At 71.9% G+C, this 15,895-nt stretch carries 16 protein-coding genes; 10 read left to right on the top strand and 6 right to left on the bottom strand.

Going from position 1 to position 15,895, the window contains the following annotated elements; all coding sequences use genetic code 11:
* Nucleotides 1–28: 28 nt before the first annotated feature.
* The gene (locus GUI43_RS04930; RefSeq protein ID WP_112589403.1) at nt 29–826 is read right to left on the bottom strand and encodes a PrsW family intramembrane metalloprotease; all 798 of its coding nucleotides are present in this window, start codon (nt 824–826) and stop codon (nt 29–31) included.
* Nucleotides 827–1,418: 592 nt separating this feature from the next.
* Between GUI43_RS04930 and GUI43_RS04935 the strand changes: the two genes are divergently transcribed.
* Nucleotides 1,419–1,655, top strand: coding sequence for a hypothetical protein (locus tag GUI43_RS04935; RefSeq protein WP_112698111.1), 237 nt, complete (start codon nt 1,419–1,421; stop codon nt 1,653–1,655).
* A gap of 106 nt (nt 1,656–1,761) precedes the next feature.
* Here the strand turns inward: GUI43_RS04935 and GUI43_RS04940 are convergent, their stop codons facing one another.
* The 3 genes from GUI43_RS04940 to GUI43_RS04950 all read right to left on the bottom strand — a co-directional run bounded on the left by GUI43_RS04940 (nt 1,762) and on the right by GUI43_RS04950 (nt 4,875).
* A complete protein-coding gene (locus GUI43_RS04940) occupies nt 1,762–3,624 on the bottom strand; it encodes a hypothetical protein (protein ID WP_112698112.1) in 1,863 nt (620 codons plus the stop codon).
* The gene (locus tag GUI43_RS04945; RefSeq protein WP_112698113.1) at nt 3,621–4,385 is read right to left on the bottom strand and encodes an ABC transporter ATP-binding protein; all 765 of its coding nucleotides are present in this window, start codon (nt 4,383–4,385) and stop codon (nt 3,621–3,623) included. The genes GUI43_RS04940 and GUI43_RS04945 overlap by 4 nt, the downstream gene beginning before the upstream one ends.
* Nucleotides 4,386–4,455: 70 nt before the next feature.
* A complete protein-coding gene (locus GUI43_RS04950) occupies nt 4,456–4,875 on the bottom strand; it encodes an ASCH domain-containing protein (RefSeq protein WP_112698114.1) in 420 nt (139 codons plus the stop codon).
* A 76-nt stretch (nt 4,876–4,951) separates the two neighbouring features.
* On the opposite strand from GUI43_RS04950, the gene GUI43_RS04955 reads away from it, so the two are divergent.
* Nucleotides 4,952–5,350: an NUDIX hydrolase gene (locus tag GUI43_RS04955; protein WP_112698182.1), complete on the top strand. Its 399-nt coding sequence runs from the start codon at nt 4,952–4,954 to the stop codon at nt 5,348–5,350.
* Between the two features lie 138 nt (nt 5,351–5,488).
* Here the strand turns inward: GUI43_RS04955 and GUI43_RS04960 are convergent, their stop codons facing one another.
* On the bottom strand, nt 5,489–6,562 hold the full coding sequence (locus tag GUI43_RS04960; protein WP_112698115.1) for an XdhC family protein: 1,074 nt from the start codon (nt 6,560–6,562) through the stop codon (nt 5,489–5,491).
* 118 nt (nt 6,563–6,680) lie between these two features.
* Here GUI43_RS04960 and GUI43_RS04965 point away from each other — a divergent pair, with 118 nt between their 5' ends.
* Genes GUI43_RS04965 through GUI43_RS05000 form a run of 8 tightly spaced genes read left to right on the top strand, consistent with a single transcriptional unit; the run spans nt 6,681 to nt 14,887 of the window.
* Nucleotides 6,681–7,553: an FAD binding domain-containing protein gene (locus GUI43_RS04965; RefSeq protein WP_112589391.1), complete on the top strand. Its 873-nt coding sequence runs from the start codon at nt 6,681–6,683 to the stop codon at nt 7,551–7,553.
* A 2-nt stretch (nt 7,554–7,555) separates the two neighbouring features.
* Nucleotides 7,556–8,104 (top strand): (2Fe-2S)-binding protein, encoded by a 549-nt coding sequence (locus GUI43_RS04970; protein ID WP_112698116.1) that lies wholly within the window; start codon nt 7,556–7,558, stop codon nt 8,102–8,104.
* Entirely contained in the window at nt 8,101–10,491 is a 2,391-nt protein-coding gene (locus tag GUI43_RS04975; RefSeq protein WP_112698117.1) for an aerobic carbon-monoxide dehydrogenase large subunit, read from the top strand. The genes GUI43_RS04970 and GUI43_RS04975 overlap by 4 nt, the downstream gene beginning before the upstream one ends.
* 10 nt (nt 10,492–10,501) lie before the next feature.
* Entirely contained in the window at nt 10,502–11,368 is an 867-nt protein-coding gene (locus tag GUI43_RS04980) for an XdhC family protein (protein ID WP_112698118.1), read from the top strand.
* A 3-nt stretch (nt 11,369–11,371) separates the two neighbouring features.
* Nucleotides 11,372–11,947, top strand: coding sequence for a nucleotidyltransferase family protein (locus GUI43_RS04985; RefSeq protein WP_112698119.1), 576 nt, complete (start codon nt 11,372–11,374; stop codon nt 11,945–11,947).
* Nucleotides 11,944–12,813, top strand: coding sequence for an AAA family ATPase (locus GUI43_RS04990; protein WP_112589381.1), 870 nt, complete (start codon nt 11,944–11,946; stop codon nt 12,811–12,813). Before GUI43_RS04985 ends, GUI43_RS04990 begins: the two co-directional genes overlap by 4 nt.
* On the top strand, nt 12,810–13,652 hold the full coding sequence (locus GUI43_RS04995) for an SRPBCC family protein (RefSeq protein WP_112698120.1): 843 nt from the start codon (nt 12,810–12,812) through the stop codon (nt 13,650–13,652). The genes GUI43_RS04990 and GUI43_RS04995 overlap by 4 nt, the downstream gene beginning before the upstream one ends.
* Nucleotides 13,649–14,887, top strand: coding sequence for a vWA domain-containing protein (locus GUI43_RS05000; RefSeq protein ID WP_112698121.1), 1,239 nt, complete (start codon nt 13,649–13,651; stop codon nt 14,885–14,887). The genes GUI43_RS04995 and GUI43_RS05000 overlap by 4 nt, the downstream gene beginning before the upstream one ends.
* On the opposite strand, the gene GUI43_RS05005 is transcribed toward GUI43_RS05000, so the two are convergent.
* Nucleotides 14,812–15,828, bottom strand: coding sequence for a LysR family transcriptional regulator (locus GUI43_RS05005; protein ID WP_249037651.1), 1,017 nt, complete (start codon nt 15,826–15,828; stop codon nt 14,812–14,814). The two genes, GUI43_RS05000 and GUI43_RS05005, sit on opposite strands and share 76 nt — an antisense overlap.
* Nucleotides 15,829–15,895 lie beyond the last annotated feature (67 nt).

Raw genomic sequence — 15,895 nt, forward strand, 5'->3', positions numbered from 1 at the left:
CCGGGAGAGGCATGGAGTACGGCGCTGGTCAGTGCGGTTGCAGCTGGCCCATGTGCTGGTCGCTGAACGTCCGGTAGCGGCGCAGCTCCCAGAACAGCCAGCCGATGCTGATGATCGCCAACACGACGAAGACCAGCGAACCGGAGAACGTGTCCCAGAGGGTGTGCAGGACGACGACACCCACGAACGTGCCGATGAACCCGAAGAGCCGAGCGACGCTCGGGCTCGCCAGCAACGCCCAGAGCGCACCGGCGGTCAGCCCGGTCCAGGCGGTGTGACCGGCGGGCGCCGTCAGACCCCGGATGAAGAGTGTCTGCTCCACCGCGCCGATGTTGCCCTGCGAACTCAGCAGCGCGCTGAAGGCGTAGCCCATCGTCTCCAGCGCGGCGAACCCCATCCCGGCGGCGATGCCGATGATCAGCCCGTCGGAGGGCACCCGGCGCCGACGCTGGGCCACCACCGTGAACAGCAGCACCACCGGGACGATCAGCTTCGCCGACTCCTCGATCAACGCGACGAACAGCATCGGCAGGGTGCCGAGGCCGCGCAGGGTGTCGTACTCCAGGGTGCCGGCGACCACCGTGCCGATCACACCGCCGAAGAACGCCGACGTCACCAACACCGACGCCGGCACCTGCCACCGCCCGGTCCGGGCCTGCGCGAACGTCAGGAACGTCAACGGCACCAACGTCGCCCCGAGCAGGATCAACGCCGGTACGAAGTTCGGATTCTTGGTGCTGACCAGGGTCCGCAGCACCGCCAGATAAAGGATCAGCCCGATGACGAGCACCCCGACCCACGCCCACCGGCGCCAACGATCACCCATACCGCGCAGTCTGGCGGACCCAGGTTACGAAGACCAGCCACGGCGCTGAGATCCTGACGACTCCAGTCGAAGGCGCTGTCGGACAACGATCGGGGGGCCGGTGCCGTCACAGCTGATCGGTACGACCGCGCGCCCGTCGGCTCCTCGCGGTGCGTAGGCTCTCGGCCGTGCGCCCATTGCGGATCGCCGAGACGGTGGTGACGCCGTCGAGCTGTGTCGAGTGGGTGGCCGGCGCGGGGGCGCTGGTCTGGGACCGTCGCTCGCTGCGGGTGTTGGACCCGCATCTGAGCGGCGCGCTCGCGTGGGAGGCGGTAAGCCCCGACGCGGATCCGATTCTGGCTGTCGGCGTGGCACCGGACCGGTCGCGGTTCGCGCTGGTGGGGCCGCGTGAGGTGCAGATCCGGGGTGCCGACGGCCGCGTTCAATGGTCGGCCGAGCACGGCGTAGCACTGTCGATCGGATGGCCACAACCACACTGTCACCTGGCCGGTGACGGCCTTGTCTATATGTTCGTGCCCGACGATTCCGGTGACCACGTCGTCGTATGGGACTCCGCAGGCGGATCGGAGGTCGGCCGGCATCCTCTCCAGAGATGGTCGGCGTCGCGACCGACGAGAGCGACGCCGAGCAGCATCTCCTGCTCTCCACCCGCACGCTGCGCCCGCAGACCGTGATGGATTACGGCATCGACATGCCGCAGAACTCGATTCGGTCCGCCGGTGGACACGGACGGTGGATGACGCACGACGCCCGCCTCGGGGTGGCCCGGCTCTGGCAGCTACGCGAGCCGCACACGGATGAGGTCGAGGGCCAGCTCGCACTGCTGTAGGTGGTGCTGCTCCCTTGATCGTTGGCAGCTGAGCTGTTCGACACGCCGAGCGGTGCCCTGCTGAACTGCCACCGATCGACGTGGCGATTCCCCATACAGAGGACGGTCAGCCGGGGGGAGCGGGTTGGGCACTGCCGCCCGGTTGCGGTCGGCGATCCCACAGCACCAGGCCGGTGAGCAGCATCGCGACGCCCAGACCGACCATCGCCAACCCCACCGCCGTGTGCGTGCTCCCGCTCAGGTGACCCGCCACGATCCACCCGCTGTCGATTCCGAACGCCAACGGCATCAACCCCTGCGGGATCACCGGGATCCACCCGACCGTCAGCAACCCCAGCGCCCACGCTGTCGACTTGTTCTCCCGATACCACTGCGCTTCCCAGGTCAGCGGGAGCACCGTCTCCGGGGGCCGGCTCCGCTGACCGGCCGCGGCGAGCACCGCCGTGCCGCGCCGGGCGAACCGCTCGTCGGCCAGCCACACGCCACCCCACCAGACTGCGGCGCCTCCGAGCAGCCCGACCAGCGGCAATAACAGTGCCGCCCCCGGCGGACCCCAGATCATCAGGGCGAGCACCGGCGCCGCAGCGAGCAGTCCAGCCGCGGTGGCGACCAGCACGCTGACGATGTCGGTCGGGTTGTCAGCCGCTGTCGGATGCCGCGGGTCGGCTACCGGGCGTACGCGCAGCAGCGACACCCACACCGGCACCGACGCGCCCGCACCGAGCAGGGCCGGCAGGGTGCAGAGCGCGGCCAGCGGGTCGACGTCGGGCGCGAGGAGGATGCCCGCGACGGTGAGCAGCAGCCCGATCGGGGTGACCAGCACCAACCACGCCAGGGCCCGACCTCGGACCTCGGCCCGTTCGCCGCCGGGCGTGGTGAGCGGCAGCCACAACGCGGTGCCGTCCAGCCCGACCAGCCCAGCGGACATCGCCGCCGCGCCGAGCACTGCCAGCGGTCCCGCCCACGGCAGCAGCAGGTCCACGTCGGACAGCAGCGGCAGCCCGGCGAGCAACGCTCCGTACACCACAGCGAACGCCAGATACTGCAACCGCAACGGATGCCGCATCCAGGCCCGCAGCTCACGGCCGACGACCGCCCGCGTCGCCGCCGGCACCCACCCCAGCCACTCGCGCTCAGTCGTGGCCGGTGACGCCGCCGTGGTCCGGCGCGGCCGGAACGGCGCGCCGGCGGCGATCACCCTTCGGACGAGCATGATGTACGCGGCGGCGCAGAGCGCCACGATGCCCACCAGGGTCGCCATCAGGCGCACCCCTTGCCCGGTTGGCCCGGTCACGGCGGAGACCGGCCAGGCGCTCGGCACGTACGCCATGGCCCGGACCACCTCCTCCGGCGCTGCCACGAGCAGTACCGACACCCACGGGAAGACCGCCCAGAGCGACCCGGCGACACCCATCGCCGTGCCGGTGAATACGCCAGTGAGCAGCGCCCCGGCCGGACCGCCGGCGTGGCCGACGACCTCCAGCGCGATGGCCGAGCCGATCAGCCCGAGCAACCAGAGCAGCACCGCGCCGCCGGCGGTGACGAGGACCGCGACGGTGCCGTACCGGGCGGCGTGCACCGGCAGCGCGGCGAGTGCCATCAGCGACACGGCCGGGCCGATACCGATCGCCGACGCGGCGAGCAGGCCGATCGCGGCCGAGACGCCGCCGATCGGCTCCAACCGCAGGTGGGCCGGGAGGACCCGGCCGCGCCCGCCGCCGAGCAGCAGCGGCAACACGATCCAGCCGAGAACCCACGCCCCGGCCAGCAGGCCAAGGGTGTGCTGGTCGCCGCGATGCGCGTACCGGATCAACCAGGCGGCGGCGAGCAGACCGACCAGGCCGGCCACCGTGGGTCCGGGATGCTCGCGCAGCGAGCGACGCAGCATCGTCGCACGCATCCGGGCCGGCACCGTGATAGCGCCGAGAGCGCCGCCCAGCTGGCCGGGGGCGGTCAGTTGCGTGCTCATCGTGCCCCGGTCAGCCAGTCCAGACCGGCGCTGCCGGAGGCTTCGGCGCCGACCAACTCGACGAACCGGTCCTCCAGGCTGCTGCCGGCGGCGACCTCGGCGACCGACCCGGCGGCGACCACCTGACCCTGATGGATCACGGTGACCTCGTCGCACATCTGCTCGACGAGCAGCATCGAGTGGGTGGACAGCACGCAGGTGCCGCCGCCGGCCACGAACCGGCGCAGCACCTGGCGGATGGTGGCCGCGGAGACCGGGTCGACCGCCTCGAAGGGTTCGTCGAGCACGAGCAGCCGGGGCGCGTGCAGCAGCGCCTGGGCGAGGCCGAGCTTCTTGCGGGTGCCGGTGGAGCAGTCGGCCAGCGGGGTGCCGGCGCCCTTGGTCAGGCCGAGCACGTCGATCAGTTCGGCGGCACGGTCGGCGGCTGTGGCCCGGGGTAGCCCGCGCAGGCCGGCGCTGTAGCGCAGCAGTTCGGCACCGGTGAGGCGTTCCGGGAAGTCGAGGCCGTCGGGCAGCACGCCGGTCAGCGCGCGGGTGAGGCCGCGCTCGCGCAGCGCGTCGTGGCCGAGGATCCGGATCTGCCCGGAGTCCGGGGTGACCAGGCCGACGGCCATCCCGATGGTGGTGGACTTGCCGGCGCCGTTGGGCCCGACGATGCCGTGGAAGGTGCCGGGGTGCACGGTCAGATCGATGCCGTCCACCGCGCGATGCGCCGCGAAGGTCTTGACCAGGCCACGGATCTCTAGTGCCGGGGGGATCACGCGCCGAGCATAGGTGACCTTGCGCTGCCCCGTGGCCCGGCGCTCACAAGTCCACAGTGGGCAGAGCTGCTCAGACGACGTGCACCAGTCGGAAGCGTTCGGTCACCACCAGGGTGTCGTCGTCCACGGTGAAGTCCGGGTCGCCCAGCTCGGCGCGCACCTCGGCACTGTGCCAGAACGCCTCGTGCCCCGCACGCCACTGCGCCACCGACTCGTCGCCCTCCCCCTCGGCCAGGGCGTGTGGCAGGTCGACCTCGGCGAGCCGGACCACCCGTACGTCGGTCAGCTCGATGGCCGCGACCCGGCGGCCGGCGGAGTCGACCACGGCGGACAGTTGACCCACCTCGGGCAGCGGCTCGTTCGCGCACTCGTACCCGGCCAGCAGGCCGGTCGTCGAGGTCTTCGCCCCGGACAGGATCGCGCCCACGAGTTTGTCCCGCAGTGGCCCCGGAAAGGCGAACTCAGCAAGCGGAAGATCGTCGAGGTCCATCCGCGGAGGGTACGCGATCCGGTGCGTGTGAGGGACCGTCGTCGACATGCTCGCGGCAAGGTGGCACGGTCTCGTCATGGCCACCTATGGCGTCGCCCTCGTACTGCTTGTCGATTCGTCGGGCGCGGTGCTGCTACAGCACCGCGACGAGGATGCGGTCGTCTCGCCGGGCCAGTGGAGCCTGCCGGGTGGCCACATTGAGCCCGGCGAGTCACCGGAGGAGGCGGCCCGCCGCGAACTGCTGGAGGAAACTGGTCTGACCGTGGGTGAGCTGCACCCGCTGTGGAGCGGACCGCGCCGGTACGAAGCGGATTTTCCGCACACCGTGACTGTCCACGTGTTCCGTGGCACCACCACGGCTCGTCAGGAGGACGTGATGGTCGGCGAGGGGCAAGCGATGGTGTTCATTCCTCGAGACGAGGTGCTCGATCGTGAGCTGGCGGTCTCCACCGCCCTTGTCCTGCGCATGATCTAGCTTCAAACGTCGTCAACCTGCCCTGCCTCAACGATCAGGCAGTTGTGGTGGGTGACAAAGAAGCTTTTACAGTGCGAATTTTGGCACCACATTTCCATGATCGACGGGAGCGGGCTGTGCCGACGAATTGGCCCTCGGTCAGCTGTGGTGGATCGGGGTCGCCAGGTCGCTGAGCGGGCGACCCGAGCCGCCCCAGGTCTGGGCGGTGATCTCGGCGGCGATCGCCACGGCCGTCTCCTCCGGTGTCCGCGCGCCCAGGTCCAGCCCGATGGGTGAGCAGAGTCGGGCCAGCGCGCTCTCCGGTACACCCGCCTCGCGCAGCCGGCGCATCCGATCGTCGTGGGCGCGCCGGCTGCCCATCGCGCCGATGTAACGGGCGGGTGTGGCGAAGGCGACCTGGAGCAGCGGCACGTCGAACTTGGGGTCGTGGGTCAGGACGCAGAGCACCGTGCGGTCGTCGACGGCAGTGGACTCCAGGTACGCGTGCGGCCAGCGGACGACGAGGTCGTCGACGTCCGGGAAACGCACACGGGTGGCGAACACCGGGCGGGCGTCGCAGACCGTGACGTGGTAGCCGAGGAACTTACCGATCCGGGCCATCGCGGCGGCGAAGTCGATCGCACCGAAGATGATCATCCGAGGTGGTGGCACGTACGACTGGACGAACACGGCCACCTCGTCGCCGCGCTGCTGCCCCTGCCGGCCCAGGTGGATCGTGCCGGTGACGCCGAGGGCGAGCATCCCGGTCGCCTGCCGGGCCGCCGCGTCGTCCAGGTCGGGTGCGCCGAGGCTGCCCGCGACCCGATCGGGCCAGATCACCAGTTGGGCGTTCTCGACCGATGCGGTGGCGACCGGACGGCCGTCGCGGATCGCGGCGAGGACCTGATCGAACTCGGTCATCGCGACGCTCGGTTGCACCAGGACCTGGATGGTGCCACCGCAGGTCAGCCCGACGTCCAACGCGTCGTCGTCGCTGACGCCGAAGGTCTGGGTGTGCGCCGCGCCGGTCTGGATCGCGGTCCGGCAGAGTTCGTAGACGGCGCCCTCGACGCAGCCGCCCGAGATGCTGCCCACCACGTCTCCGTGCGCCGAGACGGCCATCGCCGCGCCAGGTTGCCGAGGCGCGGACTGCCAGGTCCGCGCGACGGTCGCGACGGCGAACGCGACGCCCGCGACGCGCCAGCCGGCCAGTCCGTCGACGATGTCCCGCATGGCCGCACGATCCGCGAGCCCCGGCGGCAGCGTCAACGGCGACCTAAGCAGTTGCTTAGGTCGCCGTTGACTTTGGCCACCGCCGGGCAGAGATTTTGCCGGACTGCGGAGGTGCGACATGCAGGTGCCGGCACCGTTCGAGTACGAGCGAGCCACCAGTGTGGACCATGCGATCAGCCTGCTGGAGCGGCTGGGCGGGACAGCCCGCCTGATCGCCGGCGGGCACAGCCTGTTGCCGATGATGAAGCTCCGGCTGGCCAACTTCGACTATCTGATCGACATCAACGACCTGCACGGCGAGTTGGGCTACGTCGAGGCGGGCCCGGACGAGGTCCGCATCGGTGCGCTGACCCGGCATCGGGAACTCCTCGAATCCCCCGTGCTGGCGGCGGCGTTCCCGATCTTCGCCGACGCCGAGCGGGTGATCGCCGACCCGGTGGTGCGCAACCGGGGCACGCTGGGCGGCTCGCTGTGCCAGGCCGACCCGTCCGAGGACCTGTCGGCGGTCTGCACGACGCTGGACGCGCGGTGCGTGATCCGTGGTCCGGGCGGCGCGGAGCGGGTCGTGTCGATGGAGGACTTCCACGTCGGGCCGTACGAGACGGCCGTCGCGGACGACGAGATCCTGGTCGAGATCCGGCTACCGGTACGGCCCGGCTGTGGCAGCGCGTACGCCAAGGTCGAGCGCCGGGCCGGCGACTGGGCCGTGGTGTCGGCGGGCGCGGCGGTGTGGCTCGACGGCGGCGCGATCGTCGACGCCCGGGTCGGGCTCGCGGCGGTCGGCCCGAACACCACCGGCATCCCGGCGATCTCGGCGGCGCTGCGCGGGCAGGAACCCTCGGAGAGCCTCTACGAGCAGGCCGGGGCGATCGCGGCGGACAGCTGCGACCCGGTGACCGACCAGCGCGGCAGCGCGGACTACAAGCGGCATCTGGCCGCCGAGCTGACCCGGCGGACCCTGCGCCGGGCCGTCGAACGGGCGAGGAGCTGAGCATGCAGGTCACCATGACCGTCAACGACGTCGAGGTCACCCGGGAGATCGAGGCCCGGCTGCTGCTGGTGCACTTCCTGCGCGACGTGCTGGGTTTGACCGGCACGCACTGGGGCTGCGACACCAGCAACTGTGGCACCTGCGTGGTCTGGCTCGACGGCGAGCCGGTGAAGTCGTGCACGGTGCTCGCGGCGATGGCCGGCGGCCACCAGGTGCGTACCGTCGAGGGCCTCGCCAAGGGCGCCGAGCTGGACCCGGTCCAGCAGGGGTTCATGCAGTGCCACGGTCTGCAGTGCGGTTTCTGCACCCCGGGGATGATGATGACCGCGCGGGCGCTGCTCGACCGCAACCCCGACCCGAGCGAGACGGAGATCCGGGAGGCGATCTCGGGTCAGATCTGCCGGTGCACGGGTTACGCCACCATCGTGCGCTCGGTCCGCTGGGCCGCCGTGGCGGAGGCGCAGGCTGCGGCCCAGGTCACCGAGACCACCGAATCGTCCGAGGCCGGCGAGATCGACAACGCCGGCCAGCCCGCGGAGGCCGTCGCATGACCACTGTGCACGAGCGCGTGGACACGTTCCACGACAACGACCAGAAGCCCGTCGGGTACGGCCGGATGCTGCGCAAGGAGGATCCACGCTTTCTGCGTGGTCGTGGCCGGTACGTCGATGACGTCCAACTGCCCGGCATGCTGCACCTCGCGATCCTCCGGTCGCCGGTGGCGCACGCCCGGATCGTCAGCATCGACACCAGCGCCGCCGAGGCGTCGCCCGGGGTGAAGGCGGTGGTGACCGGGGCGATGCTGGCGCAGCAGAACCTGGCCTGGATGCCGACGCTCTCCAACGACGTGCAGGCCGTGCTCGCCACCGACAAGGTGCGTTTCCAGGGCCAGGAGGTGGCGTTCGTCGTCGCCGAGGACCGGTACGCGGCGCGTGACGCGCTGGAGCTGATCGACGTCGAGTACGACGTGCTCGACCCGGTGATCGACGCACGCCGGGCGTTGGAGTCGGACGCACCGCTGATCCGCGACGATCTGGACGGCAAGACGAACAACCACTGCTTCGACTGGGAGACCGGCGACGAGGCGGCCACCGAGGCGGTCTTCGCCCGCGCCGACGTCGTGGTCAGCCAGGATCTCGTCTACCCCCGGGTGCACCCGGCGCCGATGGAGACGTGCGGGGCGGTCGCCGACTACGACGCTGTCGACGGCAAGCTGCGACTCTGGTCGACCACCCAGGCCCCGCACGCGCACCGCACCCTCTACGCCATCGTGGCGGGCCTACCCGAGCACAAGATCCAGGTGATCTCGCCGGACATCGGCGGCGGGTTCGGCAACAAGGTGCCGATCTATCCCGGGTACGTCTGCGCGATCGTCGCCTCGATCGTCACCGGCAAGCCGGTGAAGTGGATGGAGGACCGCTCGGAGAACCTGATCAGCACCGGTTTCGCCCGCGACTACATCATGCGCGGGGAGATCGCCGCGACCCGCGACGGCCGGATCCTCGGCATCCGCACCAACGTGCTGGCCGACCACGGCGCGTTCAACGGCACCGCCGCCCCGGTGAAGTACCCGGCCGGTTTCTTCGGGGTCTTCACCGGCAGCTACGACATCGAGGCCGCGTACTGCAAGATGACAGCGGTCTACACCAACAAGGCGCCCGGCGGTGTCGCGTACGCCTGCTCGTTCCGGATCACCGAGGCGGTCTACCTGGTCGAGCGGATCGTCGACTGCCTCGCCGACGAACTCGGCATGGACCCGGCCGAGCTGCGGTTGAAGAACTTCATCCAGCCGGAGCAGTTCCCGTACACGACGAAGACCGGCTGGGTGTACGACTCGGGCAACTACGAGCCGACGATGCGGCTCGCGATGGAGATGGCCGGCTACGACGAGTTGCGCCGCGAGCAGGCCGAGAAGCGGGCCCGGGGCGAGCTGATGGGCATCGGCATCGCCTTCTTCACCGAGGCCGTCGGCGCCGGGCCGCGCAAGGACATGGACATTCTCGGGCTGGGCATGGCCGACGGCTGCGAGCTGCGCGTCCACCCGACCGGGAAGGCAGTGGTACGCCTCAGCGTCCAGTCGCAGGGCCAGGGGCACGAGACGACGTTCGCGCAGATCGTCGCCGAGGAGATCGGGATCCCCCCGGCGGACATCGAGGTGCTGCACGGCGACACCGACAACACCCCGTTCGGCCTCGGCACGTACGGCAGCCGCTCGACACCCGTCTCGGGCGCGGCGGCGGCCCTGGTGGCCCGGAAGGTCCGCGACAAGGCCCGGATCATCGCCTCCGGGATGCTCGAGGTGTCGGTCGCCGACCTGGAGTGGGAGAGGGGCGCGTTCCACGTCGCCGGTGACCCGGGCCGGTCCGTCACGATCCAGGACATCGCTCTGCGCGCGCACGGCGCGGGCGACCTGCCCGAGGGCATCGAGGGTGGCCTGGAGGCGCAGATCTGCTACAACCCGTCGAACCTCACCTATCCACACGGCGCGTACATCTGCGTGGTGGACATCGACCCCGGCACGGCGCAGGTGACGGTACGACGGTTCATCGCTGTCGACGACTGCGGCACCCGGATCAACCCGATGATCATCGAGGGGCAGGTGCACGGCGGGTTGACCGACGGGGTCGGCATGGCGCTGATGGAGATGATCGCGTTCGACGAGGACGGCAACTGCCTGGGCGCGTCCCTGATGGACTACCTGATCCCGACGTCCCTCGAAGTGCCCGACTGGGAGACCGGCTTCACCGTCACGCCGTCGCCGCACCACCCGATCGGCGCGAAGGGCGTGGGCGAGTCCGCCACAGTGGGGTCGCCGCCCGCGATCGTCAACGCGGTCATCGACGCCCTGAAGCCCTTCGGCGTCCGCCACGCCGACATGCCGCTGACGCCGTCGCGGGTCTGGGACGCGATGCGCGGCCAGGCCCGGCCGCCGATCTGAGGAGCCGAGGATGACCACCATCGCCGAACGCGCCCGGGAGCTGACCGACACCCGGGAGCCGTTCGTCCACGCCACAGTGGTCCGCGCGCAGGATCCGACGTCGGCCCGGCCGGGCGACGCCGCGGTGATCCGGTCCGACGGCTCGATCGAGGGCTTCGTGGGCGGGGTCTGCGCGGAAAGTTCGGTACGGGCCGCCGCCCTCGACACCCTGCGCGACGGCACCGCCCTGCTGCTGCGGGTGCTGCCGGAGGGCGCGCCCCCGTTCCCCGAGTCGCCGGGGGCGCGGGTGGTGGTGAACCCGTGCCACTCCGGCGGGGCGATCGAGGTCTTCCTCCGACCGATGCTGCCGGCGCCGGCGGTGCGCGTGGTCGGTGACACCCCGATCAGCGCCGCCGTGGCGACCCTGGCCGCGTTCCTCGACTTCGACGTCGTCGCCGCCGACGACAGCACCGGCTGCACCGCCGTGGTGGTGGCCGGGTTGGGAAAGGGCGAGCCGGAGGCGATCCGGGCAGCGCTCGACGCCGGCGTCGGGTTCATCGCGGTGGTCGCCAGCGGCAAACGCGGCGGGGTCCTGCTCGACGAGCTGGGGCTCACCGACGCGGAACGCGCCCGCGTCCACACTCCGGCCGGGCTGGAGATCGGCGCGCGTACGCCAGCGGAGATCGCCCTGGCGATCATGGGCGAGGTGGTCCGGGCCATCCGGGTGGACGGGTTGGCCCCGTCCGCCGGCGCGCCGGCTGCCCGACCGCAGCAGGCCGTCGACCCGGTGTGCGGGATGACAGTGCTGGTCGGGGCGGAGACGCCACAGGCGCGCGTCGACGGGCAGGACTTCTGGTTCTGCTGCGCCGGTTGCCTCGCGAGCTACACGGCGGCGTGACACGTGTTCCTGACCGGCGTGGTGCTCGCCGCGGGAGCGTCGGTGCGGCTCGGTGAGCCCAAGCAACTGCTCCCGTACCGGGGGCGGACGCTGCTCGACGCCACAGTCGACCTGGCCCGCTCGTGCGGCTTCGACCAGTTGCTCGTCACAGTGGGCGGCGCGGCGGGCGACATCCGCGACCGGGTGGACCTGACCGGCTGCCAGGTCGTGCAGAACCCGGCGTTCAGCACCGGCTGCGGGTCGTCGGTGCGCACCGCCGCGCGTGCGGTGGACCCGCGCGCCGACGCGCTCGTGCTGCTCCTCGGCGACCAGCCCGGCGTCCGCGCCGCGGACGTCCGCCGGGTCGCCGCGGCGGGCACCCCGCTGGCCGTGTGCCGGTACGCGGACGGCTTGGGCCACCCCTTCCGCTTCGGCCGGGAGGTCCTGCCCGAGTTGTACGACCTGCACGGCGACAAGGCCGTCTGGAAGCTCCTGCACTCCGGACGCCACCCGGTGACCGAGGTGACCGTCGACGGGCCGGTGCCGATCGACGTGGACACCCGAGCCGACTACGAGCGCCTGCTGGCGGGCGAGGCATGAAGGACGCCCAAGCCGTCCGGCACCGCCTCGACGCCGTCGACTACCTGGTCGACGACGGCATGGCGATGGCCCTGTTCCTGGCCTTGCGCCTCGGCCGGCCCCTGCTGCTGGAGGGCGAGCCGGGGGTCGGCAAGACCGCCGCCGCGAAGGCGTTGGCCCGCGCGCTGGAGACACCGCTGATCCGGTTGCAGTGCTATGAGGGGCTCACCGCGGGCGAGGCGCTCTACGAGTGGAACTACCAGCGGCAACTGCTGGCGATCCGGCTCGCCGAGGCGCACCACACCCGGCTCACCGACGCGGACCTGTTCAGCGCCGAGTACCTCCAGGAACGGCCGATCCTGCGGGCCGTACGCCACAGTGGGCCGGTCCCGCCGGTGCTGCTGATCGACGAGATCGACCGGGCCGACGACGAGTTCGAGGCGCTGCTGTTCGAGTTCCTCGGCGAGGCCGGCATCACGATCCCCGAACTCGGCACCTTCACCGCCCGCACCCCACCCGTCGTGGTGCTCACCTCCAACCGCAGCCGGGAGTTGCACGACGCGCTGCGCCGCCGCTGCCTGTACCACTGGATCGACTTCCCCGAACCGGCCCGCGCCGTGGAGATCGTCCGCCGAGCCGTACCGGGCGCGACCGGGCCGCTGATCCAGACGGCCGTGCAGTTCATCGGCGGCGTACGCCACCGGGAGTTGGAGAAGGCGCCCGGGATGGCGGAAACCATCGACTGGGTCGGCGCGCTGTCCGTGCTGGGCGTCACCGACCTGGCCGCCGACGGTGTCGCGCAGACCATCGGCACCATCGCCAAGACCCCCGACGACCGCGCCGTGGTCGCCGCCGCGCTCGGCGCCTACCAGGAGAGTCCGCCATGAAGATCACCAACGAGTTCGCGGTCACCGTCCCGATCGAACAGGCCTGGGCGGTGCTCACCGACCTGGAGGGGCTCGCGCCGTGCCTGCCGGGCGCCCAACTGACCGACGTCGACGGCGACGTCTACCAGGGCCGGGTGCGGGTCAAGGTCGGGCCGGTCGTCTCGGAGTTCGCGGGCACCGCCCGGTTCGTCGAGAAGGACGACGCCGCGTATCGCGGGGTGATCGACGCGAAGGGCCGTGACGCCCGCTCGGCCGGTACCGCGTCCGCGCTGGTCACCGCGCACCTGCGGCCGGACGGCGACCGGACGTTGGTCAGTGTGGACACCGATCTGAAGATCTCCGGCAGGCTGGCCCAGTTCGGCAGCGGCATGATCAAGGAGGTGTCGGGCAAACTGCTGGCCCAGTTCGTCGCCAACCTGGAGGCCAAGCTCGCCGCCGAACCGCCGGCCCCGCATCCGAACGCCGAACCCGTGACGGCCACGTCCGCCGCGCCGCCCGAGCCAACCCCGGCCGCGTCCGCCACGGCGGTCGCGACCACCCCCAGCACCGCCGCCGTGGCACCCTCACCCGTCGAGCCGTCACCGGTCGCACCGTCGGTCGTCGGACCGTCGCCGGTCTCGTCACGGCCAGGTTCGCCGCCACCGGTCGCGCCGTCGGCCGCCGGGCCGTCGGTCGTCAGGCCGTCGGGCGATGCCGTACGTGTCGCGCCGACCGCCGAGCCGGAGGCGCTCGACCTGCTCAGCATCGCCGGCGGGTCGGTCACCAAGCGCCTCGTACCGGTGCTCGTCGGTCTGGTCGCGGTCGGCGCGGTGATCGCCTGGCTGGTCGCGCGCCGGTGAGCCCGGGCGTGCTGCGCGGCGTGGACCGGGCCGCGTTCGCGGTGGCCCTCGCCAGCCGGCTGCGCCGAGCCGGCGTTCCGACCGGGCTGACCAGCGTCGACGACTTCGTCCGGGCGCTCGCCGCCAGCCCGCCCGACTCGATGTCGTCGCTCTACTGGGCCGCCCGGATCAGCCTGGTGCGACGGCACACCGACGTCCCCGCGTTCGACCGGGTCTTCGCGGCGGTCTTCGCGGACCCGCCGCCGTTGCCCCGATCGCAGCGGTCCGCGCCCCCGACCGGCGGCCCCGACGACGTGTACGTCCGGGTGCCGGCCGACACCGACGACGCGGGGCCGGGCGGCGGCCTGCCGTGGGCGACAGTGCCGCCGGCGGTCGCCGAGACACCCGAGCGCGACACAGTGCTGCGACTGCCCGAGCGACGCCCGAGCGCCCACACCGGGCTCGCCGACCGTCCGTTCGACGAACTCGACGCCGCACAGGTCACGCAACTCGGCGACGCCCTGCGCGCGGCCGTCGCCGGCTGGCCGACCCGACGCACCCGGCGGCACAGCATCGGCTCGTCCGGTGCCCGGATCGCGTTGCGGGCCACCATCGCCCGGGCCCGGCGTACCGGCTGGGAACCCGTCGAGGTCGTCCGCGCGCGCCCGGTACGACGGCCACGCCGGGTCGTGCTGCTCTGCGACGTCAGCGAGTCGATGCGGGCGCAGGCGACCGCGTACCTGCATCTGATGCGGGCGTTCGCGGTGGTCGCCGACGCGGAGGTGTTCGCGTTCGCCACGACGCTGACCCGGCTCACAGTGCTGCTCCGGCACACCTCGGCGGCCGAGGCGGTCGCGCAGGCCAGCGCCGCCGTGACCGACCGGTACGGGGGCACCCGGATCGCCACGAACCTGCGTGCCCTGCTCACCTCCCACCACGCGGAGGCCGTACGCGGGGCGGTGGTGGTGATCGGGTCGGACGGTTGGGACAGCGATCCGCCCGCCGCTCTGGCGACGGTGATGGCCCGGCTGAGCCGGCGCGCGTACCGGATCGTCTGGTTGAATCCCCGCGCCGGCGCTCCCGGCTTTGCCCCCCGGGTCGGCGGGATGGCCGCTGCACTCCCCTACTGCGACCGGATGCTGCCGGCCGGTACCTTCCAGGACCTGCTGGTCGTCGCCCGTCAGCTCCAGAGCGTCACGTGCACCGACGGCCGGAAATGGCCGACGCTGACGCCCGCGCCGCGCATCATCGCCTGAATCGCCCTGGGCGTCGATGAGAAGCGCGACAGCTCCTCGGCGGCCGACATCGAACCGGGGGTGGCGAGCACCTGCGCATGCCACACCGCTTCCATCGTCGCGTGCGGCCCCACCACCTGCCCGAGCTGGCCCTGACGGATGTCGGGCGCGACGGTGAACGCGAGGGCCGGTGCCACCCCCCTGCCCCGCTTGGCCTCCCCCAGCGCGGCCGCGTGGCTCTGGAAAATCTGCTGCCGCTCGTCCGGCACGGCCAGCCGGCGCAGCAGCGCCGGGACCGCGCCCCACTCGGTGGCGGCCGACGGCCCGAGCAGCCAGGTCTGCTCCCGCAACTGCCCTGGGGACGCCGCCAGGCCAGCCAGTGGGTGCTCCGGACCGACGGCGATCACGAGCCGGTAGTTCATCACCGGCCGGCAGCCGATGGCGCTGTCGACGACCGAGGGTTGCGGCCCGATCGCGATGTCCACGGCGCGGGTCAACAACAGCGACTCAAACGACCCCGGGTTGCGCACGCTCAACTCGACGTCGAGGTCGGCGGCCCGCTTCGCGAAGAGTTCGATCAGCCCCGGCGCGGCGAACTCGGCGAACAGGCTCGACGCGGCGACCCGCAGCATCCGTCGGCCGCGCGTCGCGGCGCTGACCTCCAGCATGGTGCGGTCCTGCAGGCCCAGCAGTTCCGCCGCGCGACTGGCCAGCCGCAGCCCACCCGGGGTGAACGCGAGGCCCGCCGCCGTCCGGGCGAAGAGCTTGTCGCCGAACTCCTTGCGCAGCTGGGCGATGTGCAGCGACACCGCCGACTCGGAGACCTGAAGCTCCGCGGCGGCCTGTTTGACCGAGCCCAGCCGGACCACGGCGACGTACGCGCGCAGCTGTGTCGGGGTCACCGGCACCCTCTTCCCCGCGATCGCGTGGCTCGGCTCGGCGTCGAGACGAACGTCGATCATCCCGCGCTGGTCCGTCCCACCGCCAGCGGCCGATCATCTGATCGTCGGGCCCGATGCCGTTCACGGT

Origin of the sequence: Micromonospora noduli (assembly GCF_003264365.1) — a bacterium.
In the GTDB taxonomy this organism is placed as follows: Bacteria; Actinomycetota; Actinomycetes; order Mycobacteriales; family Micromonosporaceae; genus Micromonospora; species Micromonospora noduli.